Origin of the sequence: Kineococcus rubinsiae (genome assembly GCF_011839805.1) — a bacterium.
GTDB classification, from domain to species: domain Bacteria; phylum Actinomycetota; class Actinomycetes; order Actinomycetales; family Kineococcaceae; genus Kineococcus; species Kineococcus rubinsiae.
Genome location: NZ_VWPY01000016.1, coordinates 18,728 through 42,304, shown reverse-complemented (window position 1 = coordinate 42,304; position 23,577 = coordinate 18,728). Strand labels below are relative to the sequence as shown.

Below are 23,577 nucleotides of genomic sequence, written 5' to 3'. Positions count from 1 at the left end.
GATGGAGCGCTGCGCGCCGGAACGCCCCTCGGAGCCCCGGCCGCGGCTCCTCCCGAACGAGAAGGAGCACGCCACGATGACCACCAGCGCCGACCCCACCCCCGCAGGAACCCCCTCCGCGGCAACCCGTCCCGCGACGACCCCCGTGCAGGTCGCCGTCGTCGGCGCCGGCGGGAAGATGGGCATGCGCGTCTCGCGCAACCTCGCCCGCAGCGCCCACACCCTGCGCTACGCCGAGAACTCCCCCGCCGGCAAGGAGCGCATGGCCGCCGAGGGCCGCGAGGCCGTCTCCACCGAGGAGGCCGTCGCCGGCGCCGACGTCGTGATCCTGGCCGTGCCGGACACCGTCCTCGGCCTCGTCTCGCAGTCGGTCGTCCCGCAGATGAAGGCCGGCGCGACCCTGCTCACGCTGGACCCCGCCGCGGCGTACGCCAACCTGCTCACCCAGCGCCCCGACGTCCTGCAGGCCGTCGCCCACCCCTGCCACCCGTCGGTGTTCCTCGAGCGCACCCGCCCCGAGGAGTACGCCGACAACTTCGGCGGCGAGGCCGCGCTGCAGAACGTCGTGGCCGCCTTCGACAACGAGCAGACCCCCGAGAACGCCGCCGCGCGCGACGTCGTCGAGGACGTCATCCGGATCATGTACGGCCCGGTGGACGAGGTGCACTGGGTCACCGTCAAGCAGCTGGCCTACCTCGAGCCCACGCTCGTCGAGACCATCGCCTGCATGATCGGTGCCCTCCTGAAGGAGGCCCTGCACGAGACGGTGCACACCGTGGGGGTTCCCGAGGCCGCCGCGAAGGCGATGCTGCACGGGCACGTGCAGATCGCGCTCACCAACACCCTCCGCGGTTCCAACCCGTTCTCCGACGCGTGCCTGATCGCCATGGACTACGGCCGCGAGTCCATCGTCAAGGACGACTGGAAGAAGATCTTCTCCGACTCCGAGCTGGACTCGGTCATCACGAAGATGCTCAAGCTGGACGAGATCGAGCGCTGAAGCGCCCCGACCGCGGAACCCCGCTGCCCACCAGAACTCCCGGAGGAACGACGACGATGCACGCACGGCTGCAGGGCAAGCACGCGCTGGTGACGGGGGCCGCCTCGGGCATCGGGCTCGCGGTGGCGCGGCGGTTCGCCGCCGAGGGGGCGCGCGTGGTGTTCGCCGACCGCGACCTCGACGGCGCCGCGCGCGCCGTCGCCGACCTCGGGCCGGACGCCCCGGCCGCGGTCGCGGTGCGGATGGACGTCACCGACGAGGACAGCGTCGCCGCGGCCTACGCGCAGGTGCAGGCCGAGGGCGGCGCGCTGGACGTCGTCGTGGCCAACGCGGGCGTGCAGCTGTTCGGCGCCGACGCCCCCGTCGCGGACCTCGACCTCGACGTGTGGCGGCGCACGCTCGACGTGAACCTCACCGGCACGTTCCTCACCGTCAAGCACGCCGTGCGCGCCCTGCGCGGCGCCGGGGGTTCCATCGTGTGCACCGGCAGCCCCACCGGCCTGAACGGGGAGGGGCGCGACTTCACGGCCTACTCCTCCTCCAAGGCCGGCGTCCACGGGCTGGTGCGCACCGTGGCCGCGGCCTACGCGGGCGAGGGGATCCGCGTGAACACCGTCGTCCCCGGCTACACCGAGACGCCGCTGGTCAGCGCGATCTCCACCGACGACGCCTCCCGCGCGGCGATCATCGCCCGCACGCCGCTCGGGCGCGCGGGCCGGCCCGACGACGTCGAGGGGATCATGGTCTACCTCGTCAGCGACGAGTCGTCCTTCGCCACCGGCGCGATCTTCCGCGTCGACGGGGGGATGACGTCGCTGTGAACCCCGGGGCCGGGTCCCCGGCCGGGGACGCCTGGGGCGACGGCGAGCCGGAACCCCGGATCCTCACGGCCGGCGACTGGTCCCTCGTGCTGCGCGGGACGTCCGTGGAGGAGGTCAGCCACCGCGGGACGCTCGTGCTCACGGCCGTGCGCGTCGTCGTGCGCGACCACGACTGGCGCACCGTGCCCGTCACGTCGTGGGCCGTCGAGGTCCACGAGGGCGAGGGGTTGCGGGTCGAGCTCACCGCCGAGCACGACGCCCTCGGGGCCGGGGTCCGCTGGCACGCCGTCCTCACGGCCGGATCGACCGACGGCGCGGGGCACCTGCGCGTCGAGGTGAGCGGGGAGGTGACCCGGGCGTTCCGCCGCAACCGCCTCGGCCTGGTGGTGCTGCACCCCGCCGCCCTCGCCGGCACCCCGCTGCGGGTGCGCCACCCCGACGGTTCCCGCACCGGCGCGGAGTTCCCCGCGCGCATCGCCCCGCACCAGCCGGCCCGCGACGTCGCGGGCCTCGACTGGGACACCGGCGGCCCTGCAGCGCAACGGGTCACGCTCGACCTGACGGGGGACGTGTTCGAGGTCGAGGACCAGCGGAACTGGACCGACGCCTCGTTCAAGACCTACAGCACCCCGCTGGACCGGCCGTTCCCCGTCGACCTCGCGGTCGGTGCCACGTTCACCCAGGCCCTCGACCTCGCGGTCGTCCCGCTGACGGCGGCGACGGCGCCCCGCGTCGTCCCCGCGCCGGTGGAGCAGGTCGACCTCACCCCCACCGGGCAGCCGCTGCCCCGGTTGCAGCTCGCGGCGTCCACCGCTCCGGGCGACGGGCCCGGCGGGGAACTCCGGCTGGGTTGGTGGCGCGGCCCGGTGCTCGTCGAGCTCGACGCGACCGGACCGGCGTGGCCCGGCGTCCTGGCCCGGGCCCGCCGCGAGGCCGGGGCCGCGGGCCTCGACGTGCGCGTCACGGCCGCCCACCCCGGGCAGCTCGACCCGGTGCTGGCGGCCCTGCACGAAGAAGGCCCCGTCGTGCGGGTCGCCGTGCACGACGTCGCCACCCACGTCACGACGGCACCGCTGTGGGAGCGCCTGCTGCGCCTGCGGGGCGACCTGCCCGTCGCCGGGGGCACCCGCGCGCACTTCACCGAGCTGAACCGCCGGCACGGCGAGCTCCCCGGGGACGTGCCCGCCCTCGTCTTCTCCAGCACCCCGCAGATGCACGACACCGGGCGCCCGCAGCTGCTGGCCTCCGTCGCGGTGCAGCGGCTCACGGCCGAGGAGGCCGTGCGGATCGCGGCCGGGCGGCCCGTGCACGTCGGCCCCGTGACCCTGCGCGCGCGTTTCAACGCGGTCGCCACGTCGGCGCACCGGCCCGCCGACGCCGACGTCCGGACCGACGGCACCGGGCCGCAGCACGTCTGGGGCGCCGACGACCCGCGCCAGGCCGGGCGCGGCGCGGCCGCCTGGCTGCTGGCCGCCCACCAGGCGTTCGCCGTCGCGGGGGTCGCCTCGATCACGGCCTGCGAGACCTGGGGGCCGCGCGGCACGACGACCGCCGACGGCGTCGCCCTCCCCGTCGCGGAGGTGGTGGGCTGGCTGCAGGACTTCGACGGGTGGGAGCGCCTCGACGCCCCGCTCACGCCCGGGCTCGGCGTGGTCGCCGCCCGCAGCGCGGGGCGCCTGACGGTGCTCGCGGCCGACCTCACGGGCGTCGCCCGGCGGCTGCGCGTGGCCGGGCGGGAGCTCGCGCTGCCCGCCTGGGGCGTCGTCCGCCTTGAGGGTCCCGGCCCCTCCGCGGGCGGCGCCACCGCTGCCGCGAGCGACCGGGCCCCCGACGCCGCCGCCGTAGGCTGACCCGCATGCCGGTCTTCCGCGCCGATGACCCCGCCCGCACCGACCCGGAGCTGCGCGCCGTGGCCCCGGGCTCGGCCGTGGCGGAGGTCGCGCGCCAGCTGACCACGCTGATCGCGGGCGGCACCTTTGCCGCCGGGTCCCGCCTGCCGCCGGAGCGCCAGCTCGCGGAGAGCCTCGGCGTGGGCCGCTCCGCGGTCCGCGAGGCCCTCGCCGCGCTGGAGATCCTCGGCCTGGTCCAGGTGCGGCCCGGGTCCGGCACCTACATCCGCGACAGCATGTCCGAGCTGCTGCCGACCACGCTGAGCTGGGGGCTGATGCTCTCGGCCGACCACACGACCCAGCTCTCGGAGGTCCGCGCGGGTCTGGAGGTGCAGGCCGCCGTGCTGGCCGCGGGACGCAGCGACGACGCGACGCTCGCGGCGCTGCGGGCGGACCTCGCGGCGATGGAGGCCGCCACCGACGACCTGCCCGCCTTCATCGAGGCGGACGCCGCCTTCCACCAGCACCTCGCCCAGGCGGCCGGCAACGCGGTCATGGGCGACCTGCTGCGGACCATCCGCTCGCTGCTGCGCGTGTGGTCCGAGCGGCGGCTGCAGACCGGGGAGCAGGCGCTGACGGCGTGCCGGGAGCACCGCGCGGTGCTCGAGGCGGTCGTCGCGGCGGACCCCGCCGCGGCCGCGGCGGCCATGAGCAGCCACATGCGGACCGCGGGGCGCCGCGTCGGCCAGGCCGGCGACGTCGCGCCCCCCGGGCCGGTGCCGGCCCGCGCCTGAGCCGCGGGGACGACGTCCGGCGCTAGGCGGGGTCATGCGGGGCCCCGCCGGCCGCCGAGGCGGTCCGGATCCGTGCCAGCGCACCGCGCGCGGTGAGCAGCGCCGCCAGCGCGAGCAGGACGTCGGCCACCGTCAGCAGCACCCGCGAGGCGAGGACGACGACGGCCGCTCCCCCGCTGCCGGTGCCGAGCCCGACGAGCGCCGCGAGCGCCACCTCGCGCGCTCCCGCTCCGGCCGGGGCGAGGACCACGAGGAACCCGACGGCCCAGGCCAGGGCGTACCCGCCGACCGCGAGGGCGAGCAGCCGGCCGGCGCCCAGGTCGCCGCCGCCGACGGCCGAGGCCAGGACGAAGACCTGCAGCCCGACCGAGCCCCACGACGCGAGCGCCCACAGCGCGGCGGCGAGCAGCCCGCGCCAGGTGACGGGGTGCTCCAGGGGGTCGCGGCGGGCCAGGCGCAGCAGGACGCCGAGCAGCGGGTTGAGCACGCGCGGCACCAGCAGCACGAGCAGGAAGGGTGTGAGCCAGCGCAGCCAGCCCGTCCACGCCCACCCCGTGAGGTCCGCCCCCGAGCCGTCGCCGCGGCCCGCCAGCGCGACGGGCAGCACGCCCGTGACGAGCATCAGCGCCGTCGTCATCGACACGAGCAGGGCCACGACCAGCGCTGACGCCGTGCGCCGCCGGGGCACGTCGTAGTCGCGCGCGAGCTCGGCCTGGGCCACGAACTGGAAGACGGTGCCGGGGATGTAGCGGCCCAGCTGGCCCACGAAGAAGACGCGGGCCGCGGCCCGCCAGCCGAGCCGGGAGCCGAGGTCGGCCAGCACGGCGCGCCACGACGCCCCCGACAGGGCGACGTTGCCGAGCGACAGCACGAGCGCGAGCACGACGGTGCCCGGGTCGAGGCGGGACCACGCGGCCGCGATGGCGTCGGCGTCGCGCACGACGTAGACGACGGCGAGCGCCAGGGCGAGCAGGAGGAAGCCCACGCGCACGACGGGTGAGCGCAGGGCCGCGAGCACCCGCGGCAGCAGCCGCACGTCAGCGCTTGCGGAAGGTGAGCAGGACGAACGTGTAGTCGAGGCCGGTCCGCTTCCAGTGCACGGGGCGCTCGGCGTGGGACAGCACCTCGTCGTCCAGCTCGCCCACGAGGTCGAGGCCGACCTCGTCCGCGAGCGCCGTCATCTCGCGCAAGTCCGCGGGGCTGAAGATCCGCACCGGGGCGCCGTAGGCCGTGATGCCCGTCGTGTCCGGCGGGTCCTGGTCGTAGTCGGTCGAGAGCGCGAGGATCCCGCCCGGGCGCAGGACGCGCGAGGTCTCGGCGAGGAACGGCTGCACCGGGACGCCGTGCTCGATGACGGACATGCAGGTCACGGCGTCGAGCGAGGCGTCGGGCAGGCCCGTGGCGGTGACGTCGCCGTGGCGGAACTCCACCCCGTCGCGGTGCACGGTCGCGCCGAACTCGAGGTTGATGCCGGCGAGCGCGCCGCGCTCGTGGCCCAGGCCGTACAGCCGCAGCCACGGCAGCACCGGGGAGTAGCGGGCGCTGCCGGCGTCCAGGACGCGGGCGGTGCGCGAACCGTCGTCGGCGAGGGTGAGCACGGCCGCCACCGCGCCGAGCGCATCCCAGTTCTTCGGGGCGTCGGGGTGCGCGGGCAGGCGCAGGCGCCGGGTCTGCGCGACCGCGTCGGCCACCTCGGCGGTGTCCTGCAGGACGCCGGTGCGCGGGACGCCGCTGGGCACGGCGCGCAGGGACGGCGGGGCGGCCAGGTCGCGGGCGCCGAGGACCTCCCCGACGCGGCGCTGGACGCCGACCCGGGTCCACAGGGCGTGCTCGGCGCCGCGCTTGGCGACCTCGAGCAGGCGGCCGCCGGGCGGGGCGGCCGGGGTGCCGCCCTCGGCGGCCGCGGCGACGGCGTCGAGGTAGGCGGCCCACGGGGCGTGCGGGTCGGGGGCGCGGACGCCGTCGCGCAGCACCTGCAGGCCGCCGTCGGCGAGGCGGCGCAGGCCCTCGACGAGGGCGGGCACGCTGCCGGGCTCGACGAGGATCCCGTCGACGCCGTCGGTGACCTGCTGGGGGAAGGACCCCGTCGCGGTGGCCACGACGGGCAGGCCGTGGGCGAAGGCGAGCAGCGCGTTCTGCGAGGCCGTCGCCGAGCGGTAGGGCAGCACGAGCGCGTCGTGGGTCGCGAGCAGCTCCGCGATCTCCGCGGCGGGCACGTAGCCGGGGCGCACCTCGACGCGGCCGTGCAGCGCCGGGTCGCCCGCGAGCTCGAGCACGCGGCGGCCCGCGTCGCCCCACAGCTCACCGGCGATGGTCAGCCGGGCGCCGGGGACGTCGTGCAGCGCCTCGAGCAGGAGGTCGACGCCCTTGTAGTCGCGCACGACGCCGAGGGACAGCAGCCGGACGCCGCCGTCGCGGGGCACCAGCGAGCCCGCCTCGCCCGTCAGCGGCGCGCCACCGGGCAGGTGGGGCGGGAGGTCGGCGACCTCGACGTGGCGGGCGCCGTGCGCGCGCGCCAGCTCGGCCTGGGCCTGGGAGTGCACGACGACGCCGTCGACGCTGGCGAGCAGGCGACCGACGAGCAGCGCGTCGCCCGGGCGGGGCTCGTGCGGCAGGACGTTGTGGGCGACGACGACGGTGCGGGCGTGGGAGCCCGCGGTGCGCAGGCCGGCCAGGACCGCGAGCAGCGCCGGCACCTGGAACGGCACGACGTGCACGAGGACCACGAGGTCGGCCGGGGCGATCCGGCGGCCCGTGCGCAGCCAAGAGGCGGGCGAGTCCCAGGCCAGCGGGCGGGTCGTCGGGACGAACTCCGCGACCTCGGGACGGCCGCCGGGGACCTCGCGCTCCCCCGGGTACAGGACGGCGGGGTACTGCCGCGACCACGACACCAGCGCGACGTCGGCCTGCGGGTCGCGGGAGAGGTGGCGGGCGAGCTCGGTCGTGTGGGCGACCGTGCCGCCCTTGGCGGGGTGCGCGGGCCCGACGACGACGACCTTGCGGCGCTCGCCGGTCGTGCCGCCGTCCCCGGGGACGGTCTCGTCGGCGGGCGGGGCCGCGAGGTGGCTCACGTGGAGTCCCGCGAGCGCACGACGAGGTCGGCCAGCAGCGCGACGGAACCGATGAGCAGCCCGGAGACCAGCAGCAGCACGGTGTTCGCGGGGAAGTAGAAGAGGTGGCGGACCATGTCGGTGACGGCCTTGACGGCGCCCAGGCCGAACAGGAACAGCGCCAGCGGCATGAGCACGCGCAGCGGCTCGAAGTACATGACCATCCGCAGCACCTGCAGGATGTAGCGGTAGGCGTCCTTGACGAAGTGGAACTTCGACACGCCCGCGCGCTTGGCGTACGACGTCGGGACGTACTTGATGTCGTGCTGGTTGCACAGGAACGCCAGCGTGATCGTCGTGACGCAGCTGAACCCGGGCGGCAGCAGCCGCAGGTACGGCAGCGACACCTCCTTGCGGAACGCCCGCAGCCCCGAGTTCAGGTCGGGGATGCGCTGCTTGGCGAGGACCTCCGCGACCTTGCGGATCACCCACTTCGCGGGCACGCGCAGGGCCTTGTGCGACCCCTCCTCCGTGGTGCGGGCGCCGACCACCTGGTCGTAGGTGTCGTCGGCCAGCAGGAGGCGGATCAGCTCGGGGATCCGGTCGTTCTCGTACGTCATGTCCGCGTCGGTCCACACGACGATCTCGCCGCGCGCCATCTGCGTGCCGATGCGCCGCACCGTGCCGGAACCGCCGTTGCGGCGGAACGCGACGACCCGCAGGTGCGGGAACTCCCGCTCGGCCTGGCGCAGGACGGCGAGCGTGTCGTCCGTGGACGCGTCGTCCACCGCGAGCAGCTCGTAGGGCATCCCGTCGTCGTCCATCGCCTTGCTGATGCGCTGGATCTCGGCGAGGACGTGCGCCTCCTCGTTGAAGCAGGGCAGCACGATGGTCGCGACGGGCGTGGCCGTGGGTGCCGACGGGGCGCTGTCGGTGAGCGGGTGTTCGGGAGGCATGGCGGGTGGAGCTTACCCAGCCGCCGGGCGGGGAGCCGTCCCCGCGCGCCTGCCGCGCCGACCGCCGCGGGCCCCGTCACGCCCTCTGCACACGTCCTCCACGGGCGGTCACCGCCGGCGACCCGGGGCGGTGACGTTCCCCCGGGCTCCCGCGGACGCCGCCGCGTTGGCAGGATCGCGCGCGTGGACACCGAACGCAGTGCCGAGCGGCGCCGGGCCCAGTCGCGGTCCTTCGGCGCCGCGGCCGCCGCCTACGAGCGCGGTCGCCCCACCTACCCGGCCGCCGCCCTCGACTGGCTGCTGCCCGAGGGCGCCCGGCGGGTCCTCGACCTGGGCGCGGGGACGGGCAAGCTCACGCGCTCCCTCGTCGGGCGCGGCCTCGACGTCGTGGCCGTGGAACCCACCGAGGGGATGCGCGCGCAGTTCCGCGCCGTGCTGCCCGACGTCGAGCTCGTCGCCGGGACCGCGGAGGACGTCCCGCTGCCGGACGCGAGCGTCGACGCCGCGCTGGCCGCGCAGGCCTGGCACTGGGTGGACCCCCGCACGGCGGCCCCGGAGGTCGCGCGCGTGCTGCGCCCCGGCGGCACCCTCGGGCTGCTGTGGAACGTGCGCGACGCGAGCGTGCCGTGGATCGCCCGGCTGGACCGGCTGCTCCCCCAGGCCGGTGAGGAGCACCTGCGCAGCATGGCCCCGGTCGTCGGCCCGCCCTTCGGCCCCGTCGAGCGCCACGACGTGACGTGGACGCAGGTCATCACCCTCGAGGAGCTGATGGACCTCACGGCGTCGCGCAGCTGGGTCATCACCCTGGAGGAGCCGCGCCGCAGCGCCGTCCTCGACGACGTCCGCACGCAGGCGCAGGCGCGGCTGGACGAGGTGGGCGTCCTGGAGATGGCGTACGTGACGCGCTGCTCGCGCACGCGCACGACCTGACGGCACCGCGCCCCCGCACCGCGGTCAGGGGGCGAGCGCCGTCCAGAGGTCGACGTCGATGACCTGGGCTCCGTCGGGGCGGGTGGTGAGGACCCGCTCGTCCTCGGGGGTCCGCAGGTCGCTGACCCGGCGCAGGTCCGTGCCGCCGAGGGCGGCGAGCGTGTCCTCCGCGGCGGCGTCACCGCCCGCGGCCACCAGGACGGGCCGGCCGCCCGCGGCCCGCACGCGGGCGGCCTGCCGCTCGACGGCCGTGCGCAGGGCCGCGGCGTACTCCGGGGTCCCGGCCCGCCCGACCGAGGTGGGCACGACGATCGAGGCGGACGGCACGCCGCACGTGCCGCGCAGCACCTGCGGCCACTCGTTGCGCGAGCGCGGGTCCACGGCCAGGGCCACGTCGCCCGGCGCGAAGGACCGGCAGGCGCCCGCGACGGCGGCCACCTCGCCGCGCTCGGTGCGCTGCCCCGCTAGGGGGGCCGTGGCGAGGGCGGCGGGCAGCAGCAGGACGATCCCGCCGACGGCGGCCAGGACCCCGGGAACCGCTGCGGGGGTGCGGTAGCGGACGGTCCGCGTCTCGACGGCGGGCTCCCCCGGCGTCAGCGTCACGGTCACCTCCTCGCTGCGGTCGCGCGGGTTGCCGGGCAGGACCTGCGCGATGCGCCGGGGCAGCTCCCGCACGCCCCACGCGACGGCCGCAGTGGCCAGCAGCACGACCGCGGGGAGCACGAGCGGCACGAACCGGCGGTCGGCCCACGGGTGGTCGGGCGTGATGCCGGGGCGGTACAGCGTGAGCAGCAGCGACCCGACGGCGACGACGTAGGGCGCCGTCCACCCCGGCAGCGGCGTGCGGCCCTGCAGGGCGGGGACGAGCCGCAGCAGCAGGACGACGGCCGCGACGCCCGCGAGCATGACGGCGGGCCAGCCGAGGTACCAGGAGATCCAGTCGACGCTGTGCTCGGCGTAGGTGCGGCCGCCGTCGACGGGCAGGCCCTGCGCGAGCTGCAGCGCCGCGACGAGCCGGCTCCCGGAGTCCTGCGGGTCCTGGCGCACGACGAGCCACAGCGGCCGCGTGCCGAGCGCCAGCAGGACGAGCGCGAGCACCGCCGCGAGGACGGGCCCGAGCCGGGTCGAGGTCAGCCAGCGGCGCCGGGCGAGGACGCCCCGCCGCGCGAGCCGCACCCCCAGCCAGGACACGACCGCGAGCGCCACGAGGGCGCCGACGAGCGGGACCAGCGAGCCCGCGATGGTCGCGAGGTAGGGCCGCGACGTCGCGACCGCGGCCAGCGCGGACAGCACCGTGGTCACGAGGACTCCGGCGAGCAGGGCGCGGGCGGCGGGGTGGGCCAGCGCCAGCAGGACCGCGATGACGGGCAGCACGAGGGCGTCCTCGCGCAGGGCGTCGATGCGCACGAACCCGCACGCGCCGAGCAGCAGCCCGGCGGCCCCGCCCAGGCGGGCCGCGCTCAGCCGGTCGGTGGGCGCGGTGGCCGCGGTGCCCCGCACCGTGGCGGCGACCAGCAGCGACGCGGCCGCGGCGAGCACGAGCAGCGCGGGCGGTTCGGAGTAGGTGGAGCGGGCCGCGTGCAGCACGGGCTGGGCGAGCGCCAGGGTCGCCGCGGCCAGCGGGGCCCAGCGGGGGCCGACGAGGCGCGCGGCGAGACCCGCCACGGCCAGCAGCCCGAACGCCCCGAGGACGGCGGGCACCAGCAGCAGGCCCGTCCAGCCGCCCGCCCACTCCCCCAGGCTGAACAGCGCCGGCGCCCCGAGCAGGAACTGCGGGACGACGACGTCGCCGACCTGGTAGAACGCCGGGCTGGCGAGGCTGACGTTCGGGTCGCCCAGCACGGCCGCGCCCCCGAGGGCCGCCAGCGACGGGTCGACCGGCAGGCCGTGGGCCGTCGCGAGGTGGTGGGCGTACAGCGCCAGGGAGCCCGCGTCGCGGCGCAGCACGACGTGCTCGGCGTGGGTGAGGCCCGCCCACACCCCGCCGGCCACGGCGATCCCCGCGCTGAGCAGCGCCGACCAGCGCGGCGACGCCACCACGGGCGTCCCCCAGGCGAGGCGCCCCGCGAGGACGGCGGCCACGACGACGACGGGCACCGCCACCACCGGCGTCCAGAGGTCCAGCAGCACCAGCGGGACCGCGATCGCCGTGACGGCCGCCACCGCGGCGGCGAGCACGACCGGGACCCGCGTCAGCAGCACGCCCGCCCACGCGTGGCGCCCGTCGTCGGCGGCGGGACGCGGGTCGGCGGGACGCGGGTCGGCGGGACGGGGGCGGTCGGGCACGGACGGGACGCTAGTGGGTGCCGTCTCCACCGCACCCCGCCCGTACGGTGTCCCGCGTGTCCCTCCCGCCCGGTGCGCCCCGGTCCGTGCCCGCCCTCCTCCAGCGGCTCGTCGCGGACGACCCCGGGACGCCGCGCCTGACCTGGTACGCCGCCGAGCACGCGAGCACGGGCGAGCGCATCGAGCTGTCCGCCCGCGTGCTGGGCACCTGGGTGGCCAAGACCGCCAACCTCCTCGAGGAGGAGTTCGACGTCGGCCCCGGCCGCACCGTGGGCCTGGACCTGCCGACGCACTGGCGCACCCTCGTGCTGCAGCTCGCGACGTGGTCGACGGGCGCGGGCGTGGTGCTGGGCGAGGGGCTGCGCACGGGCGCGACCGACGTCGACGTCCTCGTCAGCGCGACGCCGGAGGTGCTGCGGCGCAGCGCGTCCACCGGGACGGACACCGTGGCCGTGGCCCTGGCCCCGCTGGCGCGCGCCTTCGGCGACGACCTCCCCGACGGGGTCCTGGACTACGCGCGCACCATCACCGGCTACGGCGACCACCACTCCCCCCTCGCGCAGCCGCTGCCGACCGACCCGGCGCTGGTGGCCGGCGCGACGACCGTGGCCCACGCCGACCTCCTCGCTGACGCCCTCGCCGCCGGGGCCGCGTGGAGCGTCGGCGTCCGGCTGCTGACGTCCGCGCCCCCGGCCGCGGTGGTCGGCTCGGCGCTCGCCGCCTGGGTCCGCGCGGGTTCCGTCGTCCTGGTCCCGGACCTGGAGGCGCTCGGCCAGCACGTGCGCGACACCGAGCGCGTCACGCAGGTCCAGCCCGCCTGACGGGCGGGCGCGCCGACGCCGGGCCAGCATGGGCGCGTGGACGCGCGACGGGTGCTGCTGACGGGTGCGGCGGGCAGCGTGGGGCAGCAGCTGCTGCCCGGGCTGACCGGGTTCGGGCTGCGGGTGCTGGACCGCGCCGCACCGGACGAGGCGGGCGGCGCCGAGGTCGTCGTCGGCGAGCTCACCGACCGGGACCTGCTGGCGCGCGCGGTCTCCGGGGTCGACGCGGTCGTCCACCTCGCGGGCGACCCGCGCCCGGACGCGGAGTGGGACGACCTCGAGGGCCCCAACGTCGACGGGTTCGCGGCCCTGCTCGGCGCGGCCCGCGAGCACGGCATGCGGCGCGTCGTCTACGCGAGCTCGGTGCACGCCATGGGCCGCTACGAGTCGGCGGGCCGGTTCCCGATCGACCCCACCTGGGCCCCCGCGCCCTGCTGCGCGTACGGGGCGACGAAGGCGTTCGACGAGGCGCTCGCGGGCGTCCACGCGGCCCACGGCGGGCCGTCGACGATCGGCCTGCGGCTCGGGGCGACCGTCGAACGGCCGACGCAGTCGAGCCAGCTCACGGGCTGGCTCGGGCCCGAGGACCTGCGCCGCCTCGTGGTGGCGGCCCTCGAGGCCGACGTGACGTCCGGCGTCTACCCCGGCGTCTCGGCGAACACCCGCAACCGCTGGGACCTCACCGCGGCCCGCCGCGACCTCGGCTACGAACCCCGTCTGGACTCCGAGGTGTTCGCCGGCGACGTCGAGGACGACGGCCGCGCCGTCACCACCTGCGTCCTCTGAGGACCGCGACCGGAACAACCGGCGCCGGGCCGGTGCTGGCACCGACGAGGACGACGGAACTGTGACGACGGAACTCTGACGACGGGACACGACGTGAGCGCGAAGACCTGGTTCATCACCGGAACCTCCCGCGGCTTCGGCCGCGAGTGGACGCTGGCCGCCCTGGAGCGCGGTGACACGGTCGTGGCGACCGCGCGCGACGCGGCCAGCCTGGACGACGTGGTCGCCGAGCACGGCGACGCCGTCCTCCCGATCAGCCTGGACGTCACCGACCGCGACGCGGTGTTCGCCGCCGTGGCGCAGGCGCGGGAGCGGTTCGGGCGCATCGACATCGCCGTGAACAACGCGGGCTACGGCCAGTTCGGGATGGTCGAGGAGATCAGCGAGGCCGAGGCCCGGGCGCAGATCGACACCAACGTGTTCGGGGCGCTGTGGGTCACGCAGGCCGTCCTGCCCGGGATGCGCGAGCAGGGCAGCGGGCACGTGCTGCAGGTGTCCTCCATCGGCGGGATCTCCGCGTTCCCGAACATCGGGATGTACAACGCCTCGAAGTGGGCGCTCGAGGCCTTCTCGCAGTCCCTGGCCCAGGAGGTGGCCGACTTCGGGATCAAGGTCACGCTGATCGAGCCCACCGGGTACTCCACCGACTGGGGCGGGGCGTCGGCGAAGCACGCCACGGCGCTGCCGGCCTACGACGCGTACCGCGAGAAGGCCGCGGAGCTCCGGGCCAAGCGGATGTCCCGCCCGGGCGACCCCACCGCGACGAGGGCGGCCGTGCTGGAGCTCGTCGACGCCGAGAACCCGCCGCTGCGGGTGTTCTTCGGCGACGGGCCGCTGGCCATCGCCACCGCCGACTACGAGTCCCGCCTGGCCACCTGGCGGGAGTGGGAGCACCTGTCCAAGGCCGCCCACGGCTGAGGCGGCGGCAGGGGCTCGGGGCCGGGGCGAGGGAGCATCAGGCCCGCGCTCTCGCGGCCGCACCGCCCGCCACCACGTCGTTGTCGACGGGGCGACTGCGGTTTGCGACCGCGGGGGTGCAGACCCGGTTGGCGGTGCGACCGTCAGAGCCAGTTGGGATTCATCGTCAGCGAAGTCGTCGGGTCCGCCATCCAGGCGTCGAACTCATCCACCGTCACGAAAAGCGGCTGCCCGTCGAAACACCTTGTAGCCTCGCCCAGCCGCTTCAGCGCCTCTTCCGGGCTGGCGCTGGTGATCGCGTTCAGGGCTTCGTCCAACAGCGGGCCGACAGTGGCGCTGACGTAGGCGTCGCGGGCGTCCCCGAGGGCCCGCTCGGTCTCGCCGAGCAGCATCGCCGTGGCGATGGCGCAAGCGGTCTCGTCCTCCAGGAGCGCGAGGAGGTCCGCGTCGACGGACTCGTCGGCGGGGAGACCGCCAGGTGCCGCAGCGCTCAGTGCGGCGCGCAGCCCCTGGCTGATGAGGATCGCTGCGGTCTGACCGACCAGCCCCCCGACGAGGCCGGCGACGACGGGTACCGGGATCGCAGTCTGCGCCAACGCCCCACACACCCCCACCAGGACGGTCTGCAGCGCCGTCTCGCAGCAGCGCTCGGCGAGTTCAGAGGCGTCGATCTCCCCGCGAGCGAAGGCGACACCTGCTCCAGCGATGTCGGCGACCGCACCGGCCATCGCCGCCGGGGTGGATCCCTTCCCCAGCAACGCCGGCAAGGTCTTGGCAGCGACGGCGACCGAGATCGCTTCCCCCAGACCCGCGACGGAGGCGGCGCGTACGGCACCCATCGCCGCAGCGCCCGCCGCGGTGGCGGCCGCGGCCGCAGCAGACGTCTCCCCCGCCCGGACCCGGGCGGTCTGCTTGGCCGCCTCCACGACACCCGCGAGCGCAGCGCCCGTGACAGCGCCCGCGGTCATCGCCGTCTTGACCTGGTGAACGCCCGCCTGGTGGACCCGGTCCTTGCCCCAGCTGGTGGCATCCATGGCGCCCTTGCGAGCCTCCGTCGTGGAGACTGGGGCGCTGCTCACGTCACCCCCACGGACTCGGAACCCCCTGCGCAGGCCCGCGTCCTCGGCGTGGAGCGTGGCGGTGACGTGGGCCTCGGCGTCGGCGTAGTCGGTGAAGCGGAGGCCTTCGGGGTTCAAGCTCAAGCGCTTGGTGAGGATTCGCTTGACGGCTTCCAACTGATCGCCCGGGATGAGGCGCTGCATGCCCTCGTAGCGGCCGTTGACGATGCTGCGCGCGGCGGTCATGTCATCACTCATCAGCTTCGCCTGGGCAGCGGCCAGCAGCCGCCCACCCTCGCTCAGGTGCAAGTCCGCCGCGGCGCTCTGGGAACCGCCCGCAACCCACTCGGTGGTGGCGGCGCGGATCTTCGAGCCCTTGGCGATGGCATCCAGATTGAACGACAGTTCGTGCATCACCTCGAACAGGTGCCCTGCACGCTGGGGCACGCCGACGTTCTGGTAGCGCCGGGCGACCTGCTGGGCGATCTTCTCGATCCGCAGAGCCTCCGCGGTCTGCGCCGCTGCCCGTTGTGTCGCGGCGTTCACCAGCGCCCATGCCGCAGCCTGTGCCCCAGATCGTGCTCCGACCCGGAGGACCCGGCGGCCTCGACGACCTGACGCACCGGAGGGTGCAGCGACACCGACGTCGCTGACACCTGGGCGCTCGACGTCCTCCCCGGAAGACCCAGGGGCGTCTTGGCTCACGACGACTCCGTACTGGTCGAGCCGACTGCATCAGCGGAGGTCGCAGTGCCTGTCGCGGCGGTGCGCTCGTCGGCAAGGCTCTGCAGGCGCTGGCAAGTGTCGTCGACGACCTGGCCCGACAGGTCGGTGACCGCGCCGTCGGCGTCAGCCAACGGAGTGGCCATGACTGAGATCGTCGTCGTCATCATCGACACCGTTGTCGCCACCTGTGCCCGCTGGGCCGGGGTGAAGAGGGCGTAGTCGGCCTCGGCGTCGACGAGACCGCGCAACCGCTGCAGGTGGTCGCCAGCCTCGGCCTCCAGATCCGACAGCAGCGCGCGGACCTGCCTGCTGCGGCGGACAACCGCGGCGGTTCGCTCCTCGGCGCGGGCCATGTCGACGTCGGCGGCAGCGAGCTTCTCGGCGTCCCCCTGACGAAGGCGGCGGTGGCGCCGCCCCTGCCAGGCCACGACCCCGACCGTCGCGAGGATCGCTGGTGCCGCCACCAGACCGCCCAAGACGATGGTGCCCCCGGCGACGCCGTAGCCGCCGGCCGCGAGCGAGCCCCCGCCGAGCCACGCCAAGGTCGCACTGGTGGCGGCGGCCCCGGTGAGTCCCGAGATGGCAGTGCCGGTGGACGCCGCGGCGAAGGCGCCGACGGTGGCGAAGGCTCCTGCCCCGGCTCCCGCCCCCACGCCGAGTCCTCCGGCGAGCCCGCCCACGGTGTGCAGAGCACTGAGCCGCACCTGGGTGACCTCCACCTCCGGGGTTTGCCCGGGGGTGGGCAGGGCCACGCTGGCCAGCTCGGCGAGGTCGATGTTCTTCAGCCGGGCGAAGACATCGCGGAAGGGCACGAGAACCTGCTCGTGACCTCACGACGGCGCTGCTCCTGCGCCTGGCTCTCCCGTTGCGCCCGACTGATCAGCGCGGCTCTGCGGTCCTCGAGCTCCTCCTGCTGGCCGCGGTTCTCGCTCGCCAACCGGACCGCCTCGATCCAGGCAATGCCCACCGTGCGTTCCCCTCTGCTCCGGTGCGCCCTCCGGCGATCACCGGGGCTGTGTTCAGCATGCCGCGCTCCTACGACACGCTGCCACCGCGTCCACACGGATGGGGGCAACCGGTGTGGCAGCGCCGGTGCCTCGCGACAGGAGCACAGCGAGGAAGACGAGCAATCCGACGACAGCGTCGATGTTGACCCGCTGCCCAGTACCGGCCGGCCCCGGAGCAGGCGACCAGGCACCGTGCCGGTCGCCTCGATGCTGGCGAACCCGCACCTCCAGCTGGTGCGCAACGTCTGACGCCACGGTGGAGTCCTAGCCGCGCCCCTCCAAGCCAGCGGTCGGTCCGCCACCCGCGTACATCTCGGCGATCACCGCACCAGGAACGTCGGCACCATCAGGACGCGTCGGCGCGACCTCCGCCTTCACCTCTCGCGCCCAGCCGGAGAACGACCGCTCACCAAGCACCGGGTCCAGCACGACGGCCTCGTAGGGCATCTCGACCATCCCCCACACGAGCACCTCCTCGCGCGAGCCAGTGAAGGTCCTGAGCGTGCCCTCGTCGACCAGCTCAGCCACCCACCGGTCCTCGGCCTCCTGAGAGACCGTCAACCGGCCCCGACGAGCAGGCAGATGACCTCCGGCGGTTGACCGATACATGCGATGTCCCACGAGGGAAGACTGGCACGAGAACTGGGGAGCGCGGGCGGCGGCGCAGCGCACGAGGTCGGCGGTGCGGGCAGAGTCGGCGTCCAGCCGGGTCGGGGTGAGCTCGACCTCCGCAGCCGAGCGTTGGCGCGCAGTTCCGCGATGCTCTCTGCTCCCACGATCGCCCAGGCCACAGCCGGGCGGGACATCAACCAGGCGAGGGAGCCTGCTGCACCTGCAGTGCTGGGAGTGATCACCCTCGCGAGTTCACACGACCAGTTCCGACGTCGACCCGTACCGTCAGCGACGTGGGCGCGTGCGTCACCGTGTCCGGGTCAAGGTCGGGGACGAGAGGGGTGCGTGTGCGGCAGCGACGACGAGGCGTGCGGGTCGCGGCCGGCCTCTGTGTGGCGCTCAGCGCCCTGACCGGCTGCGGCCTCGGCCCGACGAGCACGGGACCGACGCAGCGGGACGGCGATCCCGCCCTCGTCCTGACCCCCGCGCAGGAGACCGCCGTCGCCGCGCTGGCCCGCCCCACGCTCTCTCCCCGCGGCGACCCGCTGGCCCTGCTGCGCAGCGTCGAGGACCTCATCGGCACCTCCCTGGCGTGCGAGGACGTCACCGACCACCTCGGCATCGAGATGCCGACCTTCCCGACCCTGGAGGAGCGGGGGTTCACGGCCTCGTGCGGCAGTGCGGAGGGTTCCACCCTCTTCGAGCACCCGGTGCCGTCGGCGGCCACCCCTCCCCCGCCCGCAGCTGACCCCGCCGCCGACGTCCACGGCATCAAGATCGCTTACGTGCCACCCGGGGTGACGCTGGACCGCACGCCGTTCGACGAGGCTCGCGCGGAGGGGCTGGTGTGGATGACGATCCTGTACGGCGGATCCATCGCGCAGCCCTCCAGCGCCCCCACCACCGCTGAACCACCCCGGGCGGACGTCACCCGGCTGACCTGGCGCAACGGGGACCCGCTCGGAGTCCAGTACTCGACTCGCGGCGAGACCCGCCTGGCCTGGCGCGGCACCGTCGCCGACCACGTCTTCGACGTCAGCGTGGACGCGCCGGGCGATCCGGTGGCCGGCGTGGCTCTGCTCCGGGACGGTGTCGATCTGCCGAGCTGAGCCGCACGACGAGGCGGCCGGGGAACTGCCGCACCCGGGCGGGTCCACCGGAACCCGCGAGCCTCTCGGTGAGCAGCTCGAAGGCTGCGTCGGCCATCTCGGGAACGGGCAGGGCGACGGAGGTCAGCGCGGGAGTGCTGTTCCGGGCCACGTCGTCGTCGTCGACGCCGGTGACGGCGACGTCGTCGGGTACCCGCCGTCCCGAGGAGCGCAGGGCGTGCAGCACTCCGACCGCGATCTGGTCGTTGGCGGCGACGACGCCGTCGATCCCGGGATCCTCCCGGAGCAGTGCGGTCGTGGCGGCGGCACCGTGCTGCGCCGTCCACTCGGGGAGGGAGCGCGTCCGCCCCGCGGGTACCTCCAACCCGTGGCGTCGGTGGGCCGCGTGGAAACCCGGCTCGCGCAGGGCCGCGGCGGCGGGAACTCCCCCACCACCGGCGCCGACGAAGGCCAGGCGGCGTCTGCCCTGGTGCAGCAGGTGGGTGGCGCAGAGGTCGGCGGCGCCGGCGGAGTCCGTCCCGACACGGTCCAGGTCCTCCCACGCGTCCAGGTCGGCGAGCAGGACGGCCGACGTCGCACCTCCTGACGAAGACCGGTGCGGGTCCACGTGCCAGGGGGCCAGCAGCAGGGGCGAGCCGTGCTGGACGCTCGCGGCGAGGAGGTCGGCCTCGACCTCCCGCGAACCGTCCGTCTGCACGATCCGGCTGCGCAGGCCGGCCGAGGCGGCACCGCGGACGAGGTGCCCGGCGAGCCTCCGGTAGTAGCTGCTCATGAGCGTGGGAACCGCGATCGTGACCGGATCGGCGAGGACGGCGGAACCGGTGCTCAGGGCCCGGCCGGCGGGGTGCGGGCGGTAGTCCAGCTCCTCGACCGCCTCGACCACCCGGCGACGCAGTCCGGGTGAGGTGCCGGGGAGGCCGCGCACGACCTTGGAGACCGTGCTCGCCGACACCCCGGCTACCCGCGCCACGTCGGCCAGGGTGGCGGTGCCCGGGGTCGGGCGGTGGGACCGTGCCTGCGCGTCGTGCTTCACGTGCGGTTCCTGCGGGCGGAGAAGTCCTCCAGGACGGCGTTGTCCTCGTACCCCAGCCGCAGGAGCCGGATCTGCGCGAGGGTGTGGAACCGGACGGCCTGCCCCTCGGTCAGCGGCAGCGCCGCCGCGTCGACGTCCACGCGCGTCCAGGACGTGCCGAGCAGCGGGTGCGTCGACGCGGGCGCAGAGGAGGGGGCGCCGAAGCCGGCGCCTCGAGGGTCCTCCTCGACGAGGGGGTGAGGCATGGTCGCCAGTAGATCGGCGCAAGTCGGCTCAGTCAAGACAATTTCGGCTCAAGTCGGCGGTGGTGTGGGATGCTGGGGTCATGTTCACCAAGGAACGCCGGGAGCAGGTCCTGGTCCGGCTGCGCCGGGAGGGGCGCGTGGAGGTCGGCGCCCTGGCGCAGGAGCTGGACGTCGCCGAGGACACGATCCGCCGGGACCTCCGTGCGCTCGCCGCCGAGGGGCACCTGCAGAAGACCCACGGCGGGGCCGTCAGCCTCGACCCGGCCCGCATGTCCTGGAGCGCCCGCGAGCACGTCGCGGTCGGAGCGAAGCAGGCGATCGGAGCCGCTGCGGCACAGCTGGTGCGCCCCGGGCAGACGATCGTGCTCGACGCCGGGTCCACCGTCCTGAGCCTGGCCCAGGCCCTGCTGTCCGCGCGCCAGGTGCGTCCGCTGACGGTGGTGACGAACTCGCTGGACGTGGCCGGAACCCTGGACGCCGACTCCGACATCACCCTGCACGTCACCGGAGGCGAGTGGGACCGCCACTCGCGCTTCCTCACCGGTCCCGCCGCCGTCGCCGGGGTGGACCGGTACCGCGCCGACTGGGCCTTCCTGGGCACCTGCGCGCTGGACCCCGAGGCCGGGGCCACCTCGGTCGACGCCCGCGACGCCGCCGTCAAGGTGGCGATGGCCGGCAGCGCGCGGCAGGTGGCGGTGCTCGCCGACCGGACCAAGCTGAACACGACGGCCACGCACCTGGTGCTGCCACCGGGAGCGATCGACGTCCTCGTCACCGACGTCGGCGACGTCGCGGAGCAGTGGCGCGAGCACCCCACCGCCGTCGTGGTCGTCGATCCCGCCGGGCCGCAGGGAACCGAGGACCGGCTCCCGACCTGAACCACCGTCCGGGCGGGAAGCGGTGTGTCAGCCTGCACGAGCACCGTCGCTGTCCGGCTCGACCAGGAGGACCGATGGAACTGGAACTGCCGGACCACCTCACCGAGGACCAGCGGGCGCTCCTCATCGACCTGGCCGACCGCAACCAGGCCGAGCACGGCGCCGATCTCCTCGGTCTGGTGCTGTCGGGATCGGCTGCCCGCGGCGTGGCCACGGCACGGTCCGACCTCGACGTCTACGTGGTGCTCACCGACGACGCGGCGCAGCGGCGACCGGCCGCCCGCTCGGCCACCCTCGACGAGCTGCCCGTGACCCTGACCGAACTGGAACGGGTACCCGCCTTCGGGTCGCGAGGGTGGTGGTTCCGCTGGTCCTTCGCGTGGGTCCCCACGCTGCTGGACCGCACCGGCGGCCGCGTACCGGCTGCGCTGCAGCGACAGGCGACGCTCACACCGCACGAGGTCGACGCCGTCCTGGTGGAGCACAGCCGTCTGGACGGCTGGCTGAACTACGCCTACCGAGCAGTGAAGTCCGACCGGGACGGTCAGCCGCTGGAGTGCCGACTGGACGCGGCGGAGTCGATGCCGTGGCTGCTCGACGTCGTCTTCGCCCTCGCGGGGCGGGTCAGGCCGTACCACAAGTACCTGCCCTGGGAACTGCGCGAGCACCCGCTGCCGGACTGGCCGGCGGACGTGCTGCTCCCCCTGCTGCGACGCACCCTCGACGGGGACCCCGGCGCGCTCCGCGACACCTTCGCGCGGGTCGACGCCGGGTGCGCGGCCCACGACGCCGCCGGCGGTCACCACCGCACCAGGGAGGTCATCGACGACTGGGGCGACGGGCTGCTGCTCCTGCGCCCCTGACGTCCGACCGTCGGGCGGCGCGGACGCGAACCTCAGAACCGCCGCCACCCGTGCGGGACGTGCCGCGTCTCGCTGTCGAAGCAGTACCAGCTGCCCTGGCCGGGCTGGTCGAGGCGGCGGTCGATCGCCACGCCGCGCAAGGCGCACAGCAGCAGCGTGCCGACACCGCCGTGCGTGGCGATCACGATCCCACCGTCCCCGGGCGCGCCGGGAACCGCTGCGGCGCGGGCGAGGACCCGGTCCACCGCGCGCACGACGCGCTGCTGCGCGACGGCCGCCGTCTCCCAGCCGCGCACGCTGCGCTCCGGCTCGGCGAAGAAGGCGTCGGCCAGCGCCTCGAACCGCGACGGCGGCACGAAACCCGTGGCGCTGCGGTCGTTCTCCCCGAGCTCGTCGTCCACGTGCACGGCGCGACCGCTGACCCCGGCCACGGCCTGCGCCGTCTGCAGCGCCTTGCGCTCCGCGCTGGAGGCCACGAACGACGCCGAACGGACCCACGGCAGGTCCAGCAGCCGCTCCAACCGCGCCAGCCCGGCCTCCGACAGGCCCCACTGCGGCACGGGGACGGCGGGGTCGACCTCCACCTCCGGGTGGGACACCACGTGCACCTGCACGGCGGCAGCCTGTCAGAGCAGGCGGCGGGACGGCCGCTCAGTCGACCGCGGCGAAGAGCAGGCTGTCCTCGCGCCGTCCGCGGATCAGGAGGTGGGAGCGCAGCAGCCCCTCCTGCTGCATGCCGATCTTGCGCAGCACGCGCTGGGAGGCGACGTTGCCCGGCCGGCAGGTCGCCTCCACCCGCGCCAGGGCCAGGTCCTCCCGCGCGAAACGCAGGACCGCCGCCGCGGCCTCGGTGGCGAACCCCCGGCCCCAGTGCTCTCTGGCGACGACGTAGCCCATCACCCCGCGGCGGTGCTGCGCGCTGGTGACCTCCACGGAGCACGCCCCGACCACCTCCCCCGTCGCCGTCACCGCCCACGTCGTCGGCCCGGGCTGCCCGGGAGCGGAGGCGGCGCACACCTCGTCGACGAACGCCTGGGACTGGGCCGGGGTGTTCGGTCCCCAGTCGGTGTGGCGGCACACCTCCGGGTCGCCGGCGTAGGCGTGCACCGCCGCCACGTCGTCGGGGGTGAAACCCCTCAGTCGCAGCCGCTCCGTCACCAGTTCGATCATCCGCCGACCCTAGGGACGTGACCCTGGGGACGTCACCCGTCCTGAGCGGCCAGTGCCGTGGCGCGCCCCCCGGGGACGCCCAGGACGAGGAGGCTGGTGATCGTCGCCGCGCGGACGTCGAGGGCGCCGTCCGCGACGCCGTCCCCGGCGAGGGTGAACACCGTGGACCAGGCGATCTGGCTGACGACCGCGGCCGGCAGGTGCCGCCCGAACACCCCGCTGTCCTGGCCCCGTCGGACGAGTCCGGCGAGGACGTCGTCGACCGGCCGCAGGAGGACGTGGATCTCGTCGCCGTGCTCCCCGCGCCGCAGGGCCAGGAGGACGCGGTAGCGGTGCGCCAGGGGCCACAGGCGGGCGACCACGTCGGCCCACACCGCGTCGGCGTCCCGGTCGGGTGCGTCGACCTCGGCGACCACGGCGGTGATCTCGCCGACCGCGCTCCGGGTGAGGTCCCGCACCAGGTCCCCGCGCGTCGGGAAGTGGCCGTAGACGGTGCGCCGCACCACCCCGGCAGCAGCGGCGATGTCCCCCATGCCCGCGCTCGGGTCCCGCCCCAGGACCTCGCGGGCGACGTCGAGGATGCGGCTGCGCGTGTCGCTCACGGATCGGGCCCGGGCCGGTTCGACCTGCATCCCCACACCCTTGCACAGCAGTGTGCAATGACCTACCTTGCACATCAGTGTGC

General features: G+C 75.4%; 23 protein-coding genes. 11 read left to right on the top strand and 12 right to left on the bottom strand.

What is annotated here, in order from left to right; all coding sequences use genetic code 11:
* Positions 1 to 76 precede the first annotated feature (76 nt).
* Genes F1544_RS10420 through F1544_RS10405 form a run of 4 tightly spaced genes read left to right on the top strand, consistent with a single transcriptional unit; the run spans position 77 to position 4,444 of the window.
* Complete coding sequence (locus F1544_RS10420; RefSeq protein WP_167584981.1) at positions 77 to 1,000, top strand: phosphogluconate dehydrogenase C-terminal domain-containing protein; 924 nt, start codon at positions 77 to 79, stop codon at positions 998 to 1,000.
* Between the two features lie 56 nt (positions 1,001 to 1,056).
* Positions 1,057 to 1,821, top strand: coding sequence for an SDR family NAD(P)-dependent oxidoreductase (locus tag F1544_RS10415; RefSeq protein ID WP_167584979.1), 765 nt, complete (start codon positions 1,057 to 1,059; stop codon positions 1,819 to 1,821).
* Entirely contained in the window at positions 1,818 to 3,671 is a 1,854-nt protein-coding gene (locus F1544_RS10410) for a D-apionate lactonase family protein (RefSeq protein WP_167584977.1), read from the top strand. The genes F1544_RS10415 and F1544_RS10410 overlap by 4 nt, the downstream gene beginning before the upstream one ends.
* 5 nt (positions 3,672 to 3,676) lie before the next feature.
* Complete coding sequence (locus tag F1544_RS10405) at positions 3,677 to 4,444, top strand: FadR/GntR family transcriptional regulator (protein WP_167584975.1); 768 nt, start codon at positions 3,677 to 3,679, stop codon at positions 4,442 to 4,444.
* Between the two features lie 22 nt (positions 4,445 to 4,466).
* Here F1544_RS10405 and F1544_RS10400 read toward each other — a convergent pair whose 3' ends face one another.
* From F1544_RS10400 to F1544_RS10390, 3 genes are read right to left on the bottom strand one after another with little or no spacing between them, the layout of a single operon-like run.
* Positions 4,467 to 5,480, bottom strand: a complete 1,014-nt coding sequence (locus F1544_RS10400; RefSeq protein WP_167584974.1) for a lysylphosphatidylglycerol synthase domain-containing protein — start codon at positions 5,478 to 5,480, stop codon at positions 4,467 to 4,469.
* A 1-nt stretch (position 5,481) separates the two neighbouring features.
* Entirely contained in the window at positions 5,482 to 7,515 is a 2,034-nt protein-coding gene (locus F1544_RS24295) for a glycosyltransferase (RefSeq protein WP_167584972.1), read from the bottom strand.
* Positions 7,512 to 8,450 carry a glycosyltransferase family 2 protein gene (locus tag F1544_RS10390; protein ID WP_167584970.1) on the bottom strand — a complete coding sequence of 313 codons (939 nt, stop codon included), beginning with the start codon at positions 8,448 to 8,450 and terminating at the stop codon, positions 7,512 to 7,514. Before F1544_RS10390 ends, F1544_RS24295 begins: the two co-directional genes overlap by 4 nt.
* Before the next feature lie 183 nt (positions 8,451 to 8,633).
* Between F1544_RS10390 and F1544_RS25825 the strand changes: the two genes are divergently transcribed.
* Positions 8,634 to 9,380 carry a class I SAM-dependent methyltransferase gene (locus F1544_RS25825; protein ID WP_308469993.1) on the top strand — a complete coding sequence of 249 codons (747 nt, stop codon included), beginning with the start codon at positions 8,634 to 8,636 and terminating at the stop codon, positions 9,378 to 9,380.
* Between the two features lie 24 nt (positions 9,381 to 9,404).
* Here F1544_RS25825 and F1544_RS10380 read toward each other — a convergent pair whose 3' ends face one another.
* Positions 9,405 to 11,666: a hypothetical protein gene (locus F1544_RS10380; RefSeq protein ID WP_167584968.1), complete on the bottom strand. Its 2,262-nt coding sequence runs from the start codon at positions 11,664 to 11,666 to the stop codon at positions 9,405 to 9,407.
* 56 nt (positions 11,667 to 11,722) lie between these two features.
* Between F1544_RS10380 and F1544_RS10375 the strand changes: the two genes are divergently transcribed.
* The 3 genes from F1544_RS10375 (at position 11,723) to F1544_RS10365 (ending at position 14,191) form a co-directional block, all read left to right on the top strand.
* The gene (locus F1544_RS10375; protein ID WP_167584966.1) at positions 11,723 to 12,487 is read left to right on the top strand and encodes a TIGR03089 family protein; all 765 of its coding nucleotides are present in this window, start codon (positions 11,723 to 11,725) and stop codon (positions 12,485 to 12,487) included.
* 36 nt (positions 12,488 to 12,523) lie between these two features.
* Positions 12,524 to 13,273 (top strand): NAD-dependent epimerase/dehydratase family protein, encoded by a 750-nt coding sequence (locus tag F1544_RS10370; RefSeq protein WP_167584964.1) that lies wholly within the window; start codon positions 12,524 to 12,526, stop codon positions 13,271 to 13,273.
* 93 nt (positions 13,274 to 13,366) lie between these two features.
* Positions 13,367 to 14,191: an SDR family oxidoreductase gene (locus F1544_RS10365; protein ID WP_167584962.1), complete on the top strand. Its 825-nt coding sequence runs from the start codon at positions 13,367 to 13,369 to the stop codon at positions 14,189 to 14,191.
* 143 nt (positions 14,192 to 14,334) lie between these two features.
* Here F1544_RS10365 and F1544_RS10360 read toward each other — a convergent pair whose 3' ends face one another.
* The 3 genes from F1544_RS10360 to F1544_RS10350 all read right to left on the bottom strand — a co-directional run bounded on the left by F1544_RS10360 (position 14,335) and on the right by F1544_RS10350 (position 17,510).
* Positions 14,335 to 15,795 carry a hypothetical protein gene (locus F1544_RS10360; protein WP_167584960.1) on the bottom strand — a complete coding sequence of 487 codons (1,461 nt, stop codon included), beginning with the start codon at positions 15,793 to 15,795 and terminating at the stop codon, positions 14,335 to 14,337.
* A gap of 155 nt (positions 15,796 to 15,950) precedes the next feature.
* Positions 15,951 to 16,787: a hypothetical protein gene (locus F1544_RS10355; RefSeq protein ID WP_167584958.1), complete on the bottom strand. Its 837-nt coding sequence runs from the start codon at positions 16,785 to 16,787 to the stop codon at positions 15,951 to 15,953.
* Positions 16,788 to 17,246: 459 nt separating this feature from the next.
* The gene (locus F1544_RS10350) at positions 17,247 to 17,510 is read right to left on the bottom strand and encodes a hypothetical protein (RefSeq protein ID WP_167584956.1); all 264 of its coding nucleotides are present in this window, start codon (positions 17,508 to 17,510) and stop codon (positions 17,247 to 17,249) included.
* A 452-nt stretch (positions 17,511 to 17,962) separates the two neighbouring features.
* Here F1544_RS10350 and F1544_RS10345 point away from each other — a divergent pair, with 452 nt between their 5' ends.
* On the top strand, positions 17,963 to 18,703 hold the full coding sequence (locus F1544_RS10345; RefSeq protein WP_308469992.1) for a hypothetical protein: 741 nt from the start codon (positions 17,963 to 17,965) through the stop codon (positions 18,701 to 18,703).
* Here the strand turns inward: F1544_RS10345 and F1544_RS10340 are convergent.
* Together F1544_RS10340 and F1544_RS10335 are read right to left on the bottom strand one after the other, a co-directional pair.
* Positions 18,630 to 19,736 carry a LacI family DNA-binding transcriptional regulator gene (locus tag F1544_RS10340; RefSeq protein WP_167584952.1) on the bottom strand — a complete coding sequence of 369 codons (1,107 nt, stop codon included), beginning with the start codon at positions 19,734 to 19,736 and terminating at the stop codon, positions 18,630 to 18,632. The genes F1544_RS10345 and F1544_RS10340 overlap by 74 nt on opposite strands.
* A complete protein-coding gene (locus tag F1544_RS10335) occupies positions 19,733 to 19,981 on the bottom strand; it encodes an NUDIX hydrolase (RefSeq protein ID WP_167584950.1) in 249 nt (82 codons plus the stop codon). Before F1544_RS10335 ends, F1544_RS10340 begins: the two co-directional genes overlap by 4 nt.
* A gap of 80 nt (positions 19,982 to 20,061) precedes the next feature.
* Here F1544_RS10335 and F1544_RS10330 point away from each other — a divergent pair, with 80 nt between their 5' ends.
* Together F1544_RS10330 and F1544_RS10325 are read left to right on the top strand one after the other, a co-directional pair.
* Positions 20,062 to 20,859: a DeoR/GlpR family DNA-binding transcription regulator gene (locus tag F1544_RS10330; protein ID WP_167584948.1), complete on the top strand. Its 798-nt coding sequence runs from the start codon at positions 20,062 to 20,064 to the stop codon at positions 20,857 to 20,859.
* Between the two features lie 74 nt (positions 20,860 to 20,933).
* Positions 20,934 to 21,722 (top strand): nucleotidyltransferase domain-containing protein, encoded by a 789-nt coding sequence (locus F1544_RS10325; protein WP_167584946.1) that lies wholly within the window; start codon positions 20,934 to 20,936, stop codon positions 21,720 to 21,722.
* A 32-nt stretch (positions 21,723 to 21,754) separates the two neighbouring features.
* Here the strand turns inward: F1544_RS10325 and F1544_RS10320 are convergent, their stop codons facing one another.
* Genes F1544_RS10320 through F1544_RS10310 form a run of 3 tightly spaced genes read right to left on the bottom strand, consistent with a single transcriptional unit; the run spans position 21,755 to position 23,524 of the window.
* Positions 21,755 to 22,336 (bottom strand): histidine phosphatase family protein, encoded by a 582-nt coding sequence (locus tag F1544_RS10320; protein WP_167584945.1) that lies wholly within the window; start codon positions 22,334 to 22,336, stop codon positions 21,755 to 21,757.
* Positions 22,337 to 22,373: 37 nt separating this feature from the next.
* On the bottom strand, positions 22,374 to 22,892 hold the full coding sequence (locus F1544_RS10315) for a GNAT family N-acetyltransferase (protein ID WP_167584943.1): 519 nt from the start codon (positions 22,890 to 22,892) through the stop codon (positions 22,374 to 22,376).
* A gap of 32 nt (positions 22,893 to 22,924) precedes the next feature.
* Complete coding sequence (locus F1544_RS10310) at positions 22,925 to 23,524, bottom strand: TetR/AcrR family transcriptional regulator (protein WP_167584941.1); 600 nt, start codon at positions 23,522 to 23,524, stop codon at positions 22,925 to 22,927.
* Between the last annotated feature and the right edge of the window lie 53 nt (positions 23,525 to 23,577).